This is a genomic window from Ruegeria atlantica (assembly GCF_947495585.1).
Taxonomy (GTDB): domain Bacteria; phylum Pseudomonadota; class Alphaproteobacteria; order Rhodobacterales; family Rhodobacteraceae; genus Ruegeria; species Ruegeria atlantica_G.
On sequence record NZ_CANLZK010000012.1, the window covers coordinates 51,019 to 63,774 of the forward strand.

At 56.9% G+C, this 12,756-nt stretch carries 14 protein-coding genes and 1 pseudogene; 6 read left to right on the forward strand and 9 right to left on the reverse strand.

From position 1 onward, the window contains the following. Positions 1 to 74: 74 nt before the first annotated feature. Both QMP16_RS17940 and QMP16_RS17945 read right to left on the reverse strand, forming a co-directional pair. Positions 75 to 395 carry a hypothetical protein gene (locus QMP16_RS17940; protein ID WP_282153496.1) on the reverse strand — a complete coding sequence of 107 codons (321 nt, stop codon included), beginning with the start codon at positions 393 to 395 and terminating at the stop codon, positions 75 to 77. A gap of 113 nt (positions 396 to 508) precedes the next feature. Continuing rightward, entirely contained in the window at positions 509 to 724 is a 216-nt protein-coding gene (locus QMP16_RS17945) for a hypothetical protein (protein WP_282153497.1), read from the reverse strand. Between the two features lie 572 nt (positions 725 to 1,296). Here QMP16_RS17945 and QMP16_RS23670 point away from each other — a divergent pair. Next, the gene (locus tag QMP16_RS23670; protein ID WP_432653415.1) at positions 1,297 to 1,836 is read left to right on the forward strand and encodes a GNAT family N-acetyltransferase; all 540 of its coding nucleotides are present in this window, start codon (positions 1,297 to 1,299) and stop codon (positions 1,834 to 1,836) included. Between the two features lie 76 nt (positions 1,837 to 1,912). Here QMP16_RS23670 and lepA read toward each other — a convergent pair whose 3' ends face one another. Further along, a complete protein-coding gene (gene lepA / locus QMP16_RS17950) occupies positions 1,913 to 3,712 on the reverse strand; it encodes a translation elongation factor 4 (protein WP_058272209.1) in 1,800 nt (599 codons plus the stop codon). A 184-nt stretch (positions 3,713 to 3,896) separates the two neighbouring features. Here lepA and QMP16_RS17955 point away from each other — a divergent pair. From QMP16_RS17955 to QMP16_RS17965, 3 genes and pseudogenes are all read left to right on the forward strand, one after another. Beyond that, positions 3,897 to 4,976 (forward strand): annotated as a pseudogene (locus tag QMP16_RS17955) (Hint domain-containing protein). A 2-nt stretch (positions 4,977 to 4,978) separates the two neighbouring features. Then, a complete protein-coding gene (locus tag QMP16_RS17960; RefSeq protein WP_282153498.1) occupies positions 4,979 to 5,287 on the forward strand; it encodes a hypothetical protein in 309 nt (102 codons plus the stop codon). Positions 5,288 to 5,350: 63 nt separating this feature from the next. Next, positions 5,351 to 6,292 (forward strand): LysR family transcriptional regulator, encoded by a 942-nt coding sequence (locus QMP16_RS17965; RefSeq protein WP_282153499.1) that lies wholly within the window; start codon positions 5,351 to 5,353, stop codon positions 6,290 to 6,292. On the opposite strand, the gene QMP16_RS17970 is transcribed toward QMP16_RS17965, so the two are convergent. Next, positions 6,289 to 6,732, reverse strand: coding sequence for a low molecular weight protein-tyrosine-phosphatase (locus QMP16_RS17970; protein WP_282153500.1), 444 nt, complete (start codon positions 6,730 to 6,732; stop codon positions 6,289 to 6,291). The genes QMP16_RS17965 and QMP16_RS17970 overlap by 4 nt on opposite strands. Positions 6,733 to 6,760: 28 nt before the next feature. Between QMP16_RS17970 and QMP16_RS17975 the strand changes: the two genes are divergently transcribed. Next, complete coding sequence (locus QMP16_RS17975) at positions 6,761 to 7,456, forward strand: NAD-dependent deacylase (RefSeq protein WP_282153570.1); 696 nt, start codon at positions 6,761 to 6,763, stop codon at positions 7,454 to 7,456. A gap of 68 nt (positions 7,457 to 7,524) precedes the next feature. Then, a complete protein-coding gene (locus QMP16_RS17980) occupies positions 7,525 to 8,133 on the forward strand; it encodes an HdeD family acid-resistance protein (RefSeq protein ID WP_282153501.1) in 609 nt (202 codons plus the stop codon). A gap of 87 nt (positions 8,134 to 8,220) precedes the next feature. On the opposite strand, the gene QMP16_RS17985 is transcribed toward QMP16_RS17980, so the two are convergent. The 5 genes from QMP16_RS17985 to meaB form a co-directional block, all read right to left on the reverse strand. Beyond that, positions 8,221 to 8,694 (reverse strand): copper chaperone PCu(A)C, encoded by a 474-nt coding sequence (locus QMP16_RS17985; RefSeq protein WP_282153502.1) that lies wholly within the window; start codon positions 8,692 to 8,694, stop codon positions 8,221 to 8,223. 44 nt (positions 8,695 to 8,738) lie between these two features. Beyond that, a complete protein-coding gene (locus QMP16_RS17990) occupies positions 8,739 to 9,134 on the reverse strand; it encodes a hypothetical protein (RefSeq protein WP_282153503.1) in 396 nt (131 codons plus the stop codon). Between the two features lie 363 nt (positions 9,135 to 9,497). Further along, a complete protein-coding gene (gene rpmB / locus QMP16_RS17995; protein ID WP_058272217.1) occupies positions 9,498 to 9,785 on the reverse strand; it encodes a 50S ribosomal protein L28 in 288 nt (95 codons plus the stop codon). 563 nt (positions 9,786 to 10,348) lie between these two features. Then, the gene (locus QMP16_RS18000) at positions 10,349 to 11,491 is read right to left on the reverse strand and encodes a Hint domain-containing protein (protein WP_282153504.1); all 1,143 of its coding nucleotides are present in this window, start codon (positions 11,489 to 11,491) and stop codon (positions 10,349 to 10,351) included. A 146-nt stretch (positions 11,492 to 11,637) separates the two neighbouring features. Then, entirely contained in the window at positions 11,638 to 12,615 is a 978-nt protein-coding gene (gene meaB, locus QMP16_RS18005; protein WP_282153571.1) for a methylmalonyl Co-A mutase-associated GTPase MeaB, read from the reverse strand. Between the last annotated feature and the right edge of the window lie 141 nt (positions 12,616 to 12,756).

The following is a 12,756-nucleotide window of genomic DNA, read 5'->3' on the forward strand; positions in this document are numbered from 1 at the left end:
GTTGAACAGATTGGAAGGGAGTGCGCGGGTTGCAACTTACCTAAGGGAAACTTCACAAACCGGTAATGTTTGCCTCAGGCCCAGGCCAGCGCGGTGCCGAGGATGACCAGACCGATACCTGCCGCCTCGCGATACGAAAAGTTTTCGCCAAACAGAAAGAACGAGGCGACGGCGATCAGAACAACTTCGGCCCCTAGAATTCCGGTATAGATGATGCCTAGCCGTTCCTCGCGCAGCGCGGCGAGTTCTAGCGTTGCCCCGGCCAGCAGGGTCGCGACGATCAGCAGGCCAAGCCCCACGCCGGGGAGTTTCCACCAGAACTTCATCGCGATCATGGCCACGGAATAGAGACCCGCCGACCCCAGGGCGATAAGGGGGATCATGGATGTGGACATCTGCGCCTCCTGCTGAGGGTTCCGATGGGTTAAGTGTAACAGGCGGGTGCGATTGGAGCTGTGAGCTGGGTCACAGGTGTTAAGTGGACGACCGATAAACCACTGATACGATACTATTTAAACATTCGAATTAGATAAAATGCCATGTGAAACATGCTGTAGAATCCCCAGCCACCAACAATGAGAAACAGTACCCAACCGGGGTTAAATTCCTGCTGATCAAAGGCGCGGAAAGTGTGGTCCGCAATGCTTTGCAAAACAAAGTAGGAAAGAAACGTCAGGCCAATCGTCGCGACGGGCCAACGCTCCAAGATAGTTTTATAGTTCATTGTCATAGCGACAACCTAATGAGGTGATTTGTCAGCGGCTAGTCACAGAATTCTAAGTCCCAAGGGCCGCGCCGCCCCATGAGGGCGGGTCGGCGCGGCTCGGCGGCACCGCCGTGCGGATGGGTTGAATATCCGTTCCAGCCCTGACATTTAGAACTCTAATCAGGCACGACAGCTTCTGTTAGCTATGATTTGAGCTTATTTTCGTCTCACGCGCGGCAAAAAAACGCGTATGACGTTGGGATATTTCAATTCCGTGAATTGACAGAACTTATTTTTTACACAAAAAGGCCTACGTTCTATATAGATGTAGTGAAGGAACGAGGGTCGGATCACTACAGAATCAGATATTGATGCACTGCGACCCGGTGCTGAGTTAACTTAGAGACCGGTGAGACAAATGGCTTTTTCGCTTTGGGAATTTCTTCGCTTTAGCGCTAGTCCAGACAAAAAGAAGGCACTCTTTTCAAGCGATAAAGAGGCTTATGACTTCTGCCGCCAGTTGTACAAGAACACCGGTGGTGTTACGCCTGAACTTCGTCGAGCATTTGAGAATTATCAGAAGAACATAGATGACGAGTGCAGAGAAGATTTCAGACCATCCACATCCAGAAGTCACGTTACTGCGCACTAAAGACTGCCTCCGCAGTTTTTCGTGCGGGGAAAGAGAGATAGATAAGTGGGCCAAGGATAAGGCCCACAAATTTCACGAAAGACGAAGGGCACGAGTGTTTTGTGCAAGGTCAACGACCGACGGGCCCACAATAGGCTTTTATTGCTTATCATTGTCCACCGAACAGACCTCGAAAATTTCGGCTGAGCACCGTGACGCTTGGTCAAACGGCGCACCCTTGATTTACATCGACTACCTAGCAGTCGCAGCTCCACGGCAGTCGTCTGGAATCGGAACGCATTTGTTGGTAGACGCGCTTCGAAAAGCCTATGAAGTATCTAAGTATGTCGCTCCTTACGGGGTTGCATTGCGCTCCCTCAATGAACGTACAACTAAGCTCTACGAAAAATTCGGTTTCGGAATTGCTCCAGATGAAACTGGCCCGTCTCCGTTGATGATACTTCCCATTTGGAGCGTCATTCAACTTTTTGAGGGCTGAACCCGAAAGCAGCTTCTCAGGCTATGCTAGAGTCCCGCTAACTGCTTTCGCGAACCTTCATTCATGATGGGCAGCCTTAGCTGTCCATCTTCAAAGCAGAGATGAATGCCTCCTGCGGGATATCCACCTTCCCGAACTGACGCATCTTTTTCTTACCCGCCTTCTGCTTGTCCAGCAGTTTGCGTTTCCGCGTGGCGTCGCCTCCGTAGCACTTCGCGGTCACGTCCTTGCGCAGGGCCGAGAGGGTCTCGCGGGCGATGACCTTGCCTCCGATGGCGGCCTGGATCGGGATTTTGAACATGTGGCGCGGGATCAGGTCCTTTAGCTTTTCGCACATCGCCCGGCCCCGCATCTCAGCCCGGTCGCGGTGAACCATGGTCGACAGCGCATCGACGGGCTCGTCATTCACCAGCACCGACATCTTGACCAGATTGTCCTCGGTATAACCGGTCATCTGGTAGTCGAACGAGGCATATCCCTTGGTCACCGATTTCAGGCGGTCGTAGAAGTCAAAGACGACCTCGTTCAGCGGCAGGTCATAGACGACCATGGCGCGGCTGCCCGCATAGGTCAGGTCCAGCTGGATGCCACGGCGGTCCTGGCAGAGTTTCAGCACGTCGCCCAGGAATTCATCGGGCACCAGAATGGTCGCCTTGATGCGCGGTTCCTCGATATGATCGACCTTGGACGGGTCGGGCATGTCGGCGGGGTTGTGCAGCTCGATCATCTCGCCGTCTTTCATGTAGACGTGATAGATCACCGACGGCGCGGTGGTGATGAGCTCGATATCATATTCGCGTTCGATACGGTCGCGGATGACCTCAAGGTGCAAAAGGCCAAGGAAGCCGCAGCGGAAGCCAAAGCCAAGTGCTGCCGAGGTTTCCATTTCAAAGCTGAAGCTGGCGTCGTTCAGCGCCAGTTTGTCGATCGCGTCGCGCAGGTCTTCGAATTCCGAACTGTCGACGGGGAACAGGCCACAAAATACCACCGGCTGCGCGGGTTTGAAGCCTGTCAGAGCCTCTTCGGTGCCGTTGCGGTCATTGGTGATGGTGTCACCGACGCGGGTATCGCGGACCTGTTTGATGGACGCGGTGAGAAAACCGATCTCACCGGGGCCGAGGCTGTCGACCATCTCCATCTCGGGACGGAAAACGCCGACGCGGTCGACATGGTGCAGGGTGTTGTTCGACATAAACTTGACCCGCATGCCCTTTTTCAGCGTGCCGTCCATGATGCGGACCAGCACGATGACGCCGAGATAGGCGTCGTACCAACTGTCGACCAGCATCGCCTTGAGCGGCGCGTCGAGCGTGCCTTTAGGCGCGGGCAGATGGGTGACGATGGATTCCAGCGTTTCGTGGATGCCCTGCCCGGTCTTAGCCGAAACCTGAATGGCCTCGGAGGCGTCGATGCCGATCACATCCTCGATCTGTTCGGCGACCCGGTCACAGTCAGACGCCGGCAGGTCGATCTTGTTGAGCACCGGCACGATCTCATGATCGGCGTCAATGGCCTGGTAGACATTCGCCAGCGTCTGCGCCTCGACGCCCTGCGTCGAGTCCACAACCAGCAGCGATCCTTCGACCGCGCGCATCGACCGCGAGACCTCATAGGCAAAGTCCACGTGGCCCGGGGTGTCGATCAGGTTCAGCACGTACTGCTCGCCGTTGTCAGCGGTATAGTCGATGCGGACCGTGTTGGCCTTGATGGTGATGCCACGCTCGCGCTCGATATCCATGCTGTCGAGCAGCTGCTCCTTCATGTCACGATCCTTGACTGTCCCGGTCTCTTGGATGAGCCGGTCAGCAAGGGTGGATTTGCCATGGTCGATATGCGCGACGATGGAGAAATTGCGGATATGAGCGAGGTCTGTCATGGGTTGGGATATGTCCGGAGATTGGGGCCTCGTCAAGCCGTGAAGCGTTGCAGAAAAGGCTGCTATGGTGTCTTTCTGCTCTGACGCATTTACCCAAAATCAGCCAGCGGGTAGGATAGTGGCGCTGAATGGCCGGCGCACCAACAAGAAAGCAGAGTAGTCTTTGGCCAATTATTCGATATTCGTGCTGGGTGAAAGCCAGCTTTCCATCTCTGTTTCGCAGGGGTTGGATGGTTTGGACCAGGGTACAGGTATACACCTTATCGGACAGACCATCACGATTGACACGCGAACCGCTACCGAGGTCTTCATCAGCGATGGCGGTAGTGACACGAATTTTGCCGACAATGACACCAACCAGCTCCTCGACGGTGATCAAACTATCGACGGCGTCAACTTCAACGACGGTACTCGGGTTGAGGCCGAATACGGTATCACGCTGACGGATGGTACAAACACGTGGCAGGCCATCGCGTTCAACGTGAACAACTCGTCCCCATCCTATGCGACGGTGGAAGGGATCGCCTTCATCGGTGGCCTGGGGGAGTTTCCTCCAGCAGGCGTTACACTGACGGTTGTTGACACCCAGGAAGGTCCAAGCTTTGCCGTTGCGGACTACGTCACGCCGATCTGTTATGGCAGTGGCACATTGATAGAAACCCCAAATGGCTATGCCCGTATCGAGACATTGCGTCCGGGCGACAAGGTTTGGACGCAGGACAATGGCTGTCAATCGGTGAAATGGGTCGGATCGCAGGATGTCATAGCGGCAGGACGTTTCAGATTGGTCGAGGTTCCGACCGGAATAATATTTAACTTCTCGCCGATATAGGTTTCGCAACAGCACAGGCTGGTAATCGCGCATCCAGTAGCGGAACTGTTGTTTGCAGCACCCGAGGTGTTTGTGCCAGCGATCAGTTTCGTAGATGCAGGCGTTGCGACCCTGTCCAACGAGAAAACTGCCTGTTATCACCACGTACTGCTGGACAACCACAGTATTATCCGCGCCAATGGCGCCGCATCCGAGAGCCTTCTGTCAACGCCAACGACGCAATGTGATGACCCCGACAGATTGTTCTTTCGTGACCTCGCGGGGTGCGCGGCAGGCCCAATGGAAACTGCCCGACCGGCTTTGACCCGAACCGAGGCGGCGCTGTTGCTGCGAAATATCTTGGCCATTGATCACAATTCCAGTTTGATTCATACTCCGCCGCAGACCGAGAGGGGCATCAGACCCGTCCGGGCAGGCAAAAACGAGGCATGAGCATGAAACAGTTCCTCTTAATCGCATTCTGTGCCACTTCGCTGATGGCAATAGCTCCGGTAGTAGACGCGGCGCAAATCAAACGGGCGTGTCTGGCGTCTGACCGGTCGGCAGCGACGCGAGATCGGTGTAGTTGCATTCAGCGGGTGGCCAATCAGGCGTTGACCCGTAGCGATCAGAAGACCGTTGCCAAGTGGTTCCGCGACCCGCATCAGGCGCAAGAGCTCAAGATGTCACAGACTGCGCGCGACGATGCGCTGTGGGACCGGTATCGGAACTTTGGTCAGATGGCGAAGGCGATCTGCAACTAGGCTGATCAATCCTTGACCTGACCCGAACTGCGCCCCAGAAAGGCTCAGCGAAAGGGATATCTGATGGTTATGAAAGGGCTGACCCTGCGCGGCCTCGAAGTGTTCGAGGCGTTGGCGCGGACTGGATCGGTGGCGCAGGCCGCCGAGATCACGGGGCTCAGCCAGCCGTCAGTGTCCCAGCAGTTGCGCAATCTGGAAAAGGCGATGGGCACCGATCTGGTGGACCATGCACGGCGCCCGATGCGCCTGACGCAGGCCGGGCGCAGCTTTCTGGCCCGCGCGCAGGCGGTTCTGGCCGAGCTGCAGATGGCCCAAAGCGAGTTGACCGTGATGGACTTGGGTCACCTTGCGACCCTGTCTGTCGGCCTGATTGACGATTTCGACAATGACCTGACCCCGCGACTGGCCACTCTGTTGGCCGAAAGTCTGACGCGGTCAAAGTTCAAATTGATCACACTGCCCAGCCTCGACCTGTTCGAAGAACTTGAGGCGCAGCGCCTTCAGCTTGTGGTGTCGGCCCATAGCGGCGAGGTTCTGGAAGGCGTTGTTGAATACCCGCTGGTTCGCGATCCCTTCATTCTGGTGACGCCCAAAGGGGCCGAAAATACCATGCAGGATCTGCCCTTCCTACGCTATGCCCGCGAACAGTTGATCAGCCGCCAGATTGAGGCCCATCTGGCGCGCCAGCAGCTGGAATTTGAAGAACGGTTCGAAATCGGTTCTCATCTGGCGCTGATGGCGATGGTCGCGCGCGGCCTCGGCTGGGCGATCACGACGCCGCTGGGCTATATGCGGGCGGCGCGATTCCATGACGGGCTTGAGGCACACCCTGCCCCGATCGGAGACGTTTCGCGGACGATTTCCTTATTCACCCGCACCGACTGGTCAGGTCAGGTTCCGCAAGAGGTCGCAGGCATGATGCGCCGCCTTATGGGCAGCCAGATTGTTGACCCGGCCCTTGCACAATTGCCGTGGTTGAATACTCGCCTAAAACTGATGAGCTAGCTGCGCAGATGCGCGTCGAGAACTTCGACCGCTGCCTCGATTAGATCCAATGCTCCATCGAAGTCACGTGTATAGTATGGGTCCGGGACGTGGTCTGTGCCGATATGTGGCGCAAAATCCGTCAGCAGACGCACTGGGGTTTCGTTCCCGGCTGGCCTCAATGCCTCAATATCCGCGATGTTGTCGGCATCCATCCCGATGATTAGATCGAACCTGTCGAAATCCGCGGCTGCGAATTGCCGCGCCCGTAAATCATCAAGCTTTATGCCGCGCGACTGAGCTGCCTTTTGCATCGGCCCATAAGGTGGGTCACCGATGTGCCAACCCGACGTCCCAGCACTATCGGTCGTGTGATGCGGCGCGCGGGTGCGAAAAACACCTTCGGCGGCGGGAGAACGGCAGATATTGCCCAGACAGACGAACAGGATACGGTGGGTCATGAACCACGGTGCAACGCGAAGGGCCAAGATGGAAAAGATCGTCATTCTGACAGGGGCCGGGATTTCCGCCGAAAGCGGGTTGGGCACGTTCCGCGACGAGGGCGGTTTGTGGGCCCAACACCGGATCGAAGACGTTGCCACGCCCGAAGGGTTCGCGCGTGATCCCGCGCTGGTGCACGGGTTTTACAATGCCCGCCGCGTACAGGCCGCCGAGGCGCAACCTAACGCGGCCCACGATGCACTTACCCGACTACAGCAGGACTGGCCCGGCGAGGTTGTGATCGTCACACAAAACGTCGACAGCCTGCACGAGGCCGGTGGCGCGCAAAACGTGATCCACATGCATGGAACGCTGGCCGGAGCGCTTTGCGCGGCCTGCGGCCACCGCTGGACGGCACCGCCCGAGATGGCCGTGGGCGAGCCCTGCCCTGCCTGCGTAGCCCCCACTGCGCGTCCGGATGTGGTGTGGTTTGGTGAGATGCCTTATCACATGGACGCCATCTATGATCATCTGGCAGGCGCAAGCATCTTCGCCGCCATTGGCACTTCGGGTCAGGTCTATCCCGCCGCGGCTTTCGTGCACGAGGCCATGATGTCCGGGGCAAGAACTGTCGAACTGAACCTCGAGCCGTCGACCGGCGCATCCAGTTTCGACGAAGTCATACTGGGCCCCGCGACAGAAGCCGTTCCGCGCTGGGTTGATCAGATCCTGAACTCGCAGTAGGGCGATACCCGCAGACAAGCGGCGAATTTCCTTGCTATACTAGTGCCCTAACAACCCGAGAGGTCCCCATGACAGACCCCAAAAACCAACAAGGTGAAATCCTTGACGATGACAGGCTCGATACACGCGGCGCCTTTGGTGATCAGCTAATGGACCTGTGGTGGACATTCTTGCTGCGCGGAATCCTGGCCGGTGCGCTCGGGATCGCAGCGCTATTCTGGCCGACGGGCAGTATCTCGTTGCTGATCCGTCTGGTGGGCTTGCTGTTGGTCCTCGATGGCGGCCTGACGCTGCTGGGGTTTGGCCGGCGTGGCCTGATTGGCGGTTTCGGCATCGGGGCGCTTCTGATCGGACTGATCCTGCTGATCTGGCCGGAAGGCGTCGCGCGCCTCGCGTTCTTCCTGCTCGGCGCCTGGGCTTTGATTGTCGGGATAGGCTCGCTGATGGCGTGGCGGCAATTGCCCGATGCACATCCGGACGCATCCACCATGCGCAACTCCGGCATCGTTGCGCTGTTGATCGGTCTTGTTTTATTGTTCTGGCCCGGCACCGGCATGGTGGCGCTCGGTTGGGCGATTGCCTTCTCGGCGCTGGCTGTTGCTGCCGTGATGCTCTGGCTGGCTATGCGCTTCAAACGCGCCCATGATCGCGTGGCAATGCGGGTGGTCAACCGCTGAACCTTTTCCACAACCACGACAGGCCGGGAATTTCCCGGCCTGTCGTATAGATGACGGCCGCAGCGCGGCCCGAATTTAAGCGTAACCTTAGTTCGAATGCGAACCGTGACCGCCGGTGTCCTTACGCACCAAATCCACCGGAATTTCGATCTCGACTTTGCCTGCTGTCTCGAAGATCAGCGTAACGGGAACCATTGCATCCTGTTCAAACGGGGCTGTCAGGCCCATGAACATCACGTGGTCGCCGCCGCGCTTCAGCATGTGCGTTTCACCAGCCGGGATGGAAATGCCTTCTTCGACACGGGTCATTTTGGCAATGCCATTTTCGTCGACAATATGTGTATGCAACTCGACCCGAGCCGCAGCGTCCGATTCAACACCGATCAAACGATCATCGGTCGCGCCGGTGTTCTGGATCATCATGAAGGCCGCGCCAGCTTTGGCTGATTTACCCGACGACCGAGCATAAGCGTCATCGACGGTGATCGTGCCCTGCGCGAAAGCGGCGGTAGCAATGGTTGCGGCGGCAAGTGTGGTCAGCAGTCTGGATGTGAGGGACATAGCGCCTCTCCTGTAGTTTGGTGTTTGATAAGAATTTTAATGAATCAAACACTTGCAGGAGGCGCCCGAGCAGGCTGAGACGGTATAGGCAGAGCAATCAGATTCTCCGCCATGCGCGATGGCATGGGTCGATCGATTTCCGGGGCATCCGGCAAGGACGGTTCCGCAATGCTCAACGCGCCCATCAGGTTCAGCGCATAATCCGGACAGAAGTGTGGGGCCTTTGTCGGCTGCCCTTCGGCATCCATATAGACCACAACCGGTCCCGAACCGGTGCACAACACCATATGCCCGACCGCACGGTCCACACCGCGCGATGCAGCAAGGCCCTGCCCGGTCAAAACGACCAGCAGCGACAGCACAAACGGCAGAACTTTGTTCAGAAAGGGTTTCATCCTGTCCCCGATATAGGCCAGAGACAAAACGGGCTTCAAGCGCAATCAGACACGCCTGAAGCCCAGGGCCGGGAGGACAATGTCAGCGGTCCAGTTCCGGACGCTTGACGGACCCTTTTGTCAGGCTTGTATGCAGCCGATTCACCCGACGCTGTATCCGCAGACATGCCCCAAACGTTTTGCCGAAAAAGCCGGCCAGAAGGGAGAAAGAAGGTAATGATTTGAACGACATGAGGTTGAACTCCGCCAGATGAATATGCCTAAACATAATACGGGTAGAGCAAACGGTATGTGAACAATTTCACCCAATGCGAAAATTTAATTCCAAATTGAGAACAGCACTCTGCACAAAACGAAAAAGCCCTGCACCATAAGGTACAGGGCCTGAATTCTTGCAGGAAAAAGGTCTTAGGCCGAAGCTTGCGCCTTGGCGATTTCCTTTTTCACTTTCAATGCGTTGTTGGACAGCTCATCGTCCTTGGCTTTCGCCAGGAACGCGTCCAGACCACCACGGTGGTCGACCGAACGCAGGGCAGCCGCCGAGATGCGCAGCTTGACGCCACGGCCCAGCGTTTCCGACTGCAGCGTAACGTCGTTCAGGTTGGGCAGAAAACGACGACGAGTTCTGTTTTTGGCATGGCTGACATTGTTGCCAGTCATCGGGCCTTTTCCGGTCAGTTCGCAACGGCGCGACATGGTTTCTTCCTTTGTTTCTGGAGGCCAGGCATTACACCCTCGGCCAAATCACAAGGGGCACAACCCGAAGTCGCGCCCGAAAACTGGTTGGATGCATGTAGTGGGAATCACAGACGGGGTCAAGCCATATGCCAAGGATTCACAGCACCAAGTTTTCATTTAATTCTCCCAGCCGTTTCAGGGCGTGATTTTCCAACTCAGGGCGACCTGTTTTTGCCGCTGCGGCCGCCAGACGCGCCCAGTAATGGGGGCTTTTCAGTCGTGCTGCACGATGCAAATGCGCATACCCCGGCTGTATAAAAGTTGCCGCTGACCGGGGTTCCGAAAACCGCCCCGGGTCAGAAACCCGGTGGCGAAAGGTGTCATACAAGCGTGACTGACCTGGATTGAAAAGCGTGGCACGTAGTCGATTTCCATCAAAAATCCTACATTGCTGCATTCTTCAACTGCCCTTTTTTGACCAAAATCGCCTGCCTGATCGGGTTATTTCATTCAGTCACGTATTCAGGGCGGGTTCTACATAACTGCTTTTTTGGGGATTTAAACATCCAAGGGGCATTTCCCTATACGTCATAGCCCTGCAGCAGTGGCTTTTCATTCTTCAGGTGCCGAGCCACGAGGCGCGCTTGTTGGGGGCCTTTGGGGATGTACCGGGCCGGGTTGGGATTGTGGTTCATATCCGCCAATTCCGGAAAGATATCGAATATTTCACGTCGGGCTTCCAGGCTAAGGGTCTTGAGCGCCTCAGGCCCGGTAAACAGGCTTTCGCTTGGGGCGTTTTCGGCAAAGATAACCTCGTGCCTGTCAAAAAGCAGGTGGTAATATTCGACACTGTTCACCGTATCATCGACGAATATCCCTGGCAGCGCGGTCAGTTTTATCGCTGGAATCAAAACTTCGGGCTCGCCAAACATCCGTTCTGCAATTTTCGACTGCACCAGCATTCTGTGCTGCCGTGACACCAGCAGATCCCGTTTGGGCAAACCGTTGCCCAGCGCGCCTGCCAATATGCGGACGGGGCGACGTTTCGGATCGCCTGCCAATGCCACTGAGTCAAATTTGCGGCGCCCGATCCAACGGATCGGCTGCATCCCGTTGCCCTGCGTTGGGATCATATCCCCCTGCCTAAGATCCTGAATAAGGACCGGACCACGTTGCGCCTGAATTACTGTATCACGGGTAAAGCACAAGAAACCTGTGCCGGATTCAAACCCGCTATAGTTGACCACGATCCCCGAGGGCAATTCGAAGCTGCCGCTGGACAGCGAATAGGATTGCCCGACAACAACGGTGAACGTTCCGAAATTTGCGTCGGTTACAACTGTGCCCACCGGAAGGTTCAGCGCGTCCTGCCCGCCGCCGCCCTGAACATCCCCGGTGACTTGGGTTCGGATAAAGTTCAGGGTGTCATTGCCCTGCCCCAAACGGATATTGCCGACGCCTACGTCAAAAACCGTGACGGTATCCGCATCGCGACCCGCATTGATCTGCCCATCGATCTGGGCGTTGAACACGGTGATTTCATCGTTTCCGGCGTTGCCGCGTACACTCCCGGAAATAGTACTGCTTACAATCGTAATCTCATCGTCGCCGCCACGGGCGCGAATATCATCAATGGGCGTGCCCTGGGGCGTACCGTTCAGCGTACCTTCGTCGCCGGTGACTTCGATATCGTCGTCACCATTTGTCCCACGAATATTGGGCATGCACGGCTATCTCCGACGCGTTCATTTGTTGACTTGCGCACCATCGAGACTATCGACTTCCCCTCGAAGCAGCACAATCAGAAATTGTATCTTTGCCCATAATACATGATTTTGGCGCACCCTCCACCTCTGACGCTAAAAGGCGTCTAGTGTGTTGCTAGGACACTAAGCATTCGTTCCGCAGCCGCCGTCGGGCTAAGATTGCCTGCGCCAACATCGGATCCAAGGCGATCCATTTCTGCGCGGGCGGTCGGCGTATCCAACCGAGATAGCAGCGCGTATCGCACTTCTTGATCGAACCAGAACCGCGCCTGCGCCGCGCGGTTGCCATCCCAATGGCCGTTTTCACGCCGCCAGCCTGACAGAGTGGTCATTTCGTCCCAGGCTTGGTCAAGCCCATGTTCCTCGACCGCGGAAACAGTCATCGCCTTGGGAAAACCCTCGGGGTCCTGCGGGCGTTTTCGCAGCAGGCGCAAAGCCCCCGCGTAGTCAGCACAGGTGCGGGTGGCCGTGGCTTTCAGATCTCCATCCGCCTTGTTCACAAGGATCATGTCGGCCATTTCCATGATTCCGCGTTTAACCCCCTGCAACTCATCCCCGCCCGCAGGCGCAAGCAACAGAAGGAACAGATCCGACATTTCGGAAACGACGGTCTCGGACTGCCCGACTCCTACAGTTTCAATCAGCACCACGTCGAACCCTGCCGCCTCGCACAGGGCAATCGCCTCGCGGGTGCGGCGGGCCACGCCGCCCAAATGGGATTGGCTGGGAGACGGACGGATAAAGGCGTTCTTCTCACGACTCAGCCGCTCCATCCGGGTTTTGTCGCCCAGAATAGAACCACCTGAACGGGTCGAGCTGGGGTCGACAGCCAAGACCGCAACGCGCAGGCCCTGCTCGATCAGCATCATGCCAAAGCTTTCGATAAAGGTGGATTTGCCCACCCCCGGAGTACCGGACAACCCAACGCGCAGGGATTGCCGCCCGGCTTTGGCCAAATGCGCCAGCAATTCAGACGCCTGTGCCCGATGATCGGCGCGACCACTTTCGACCAGAGTGATTGCCCGGGCCAGCGCACGCCGGTCTCCGTTCAAAATCTTATCACCTAGGCTGTCCATATCCATTCCGACCCCGATCTTTTGCGGCACGACTACTTGCCGCCCCGACGGGTGGTTTGTCCAGACCGGACCGCGCAGGAAACCTGCCCGATACCTGCATTTCGCACCTATGTGTTGCTGTTGATCCTCTTTGACCGGACCGCCGCT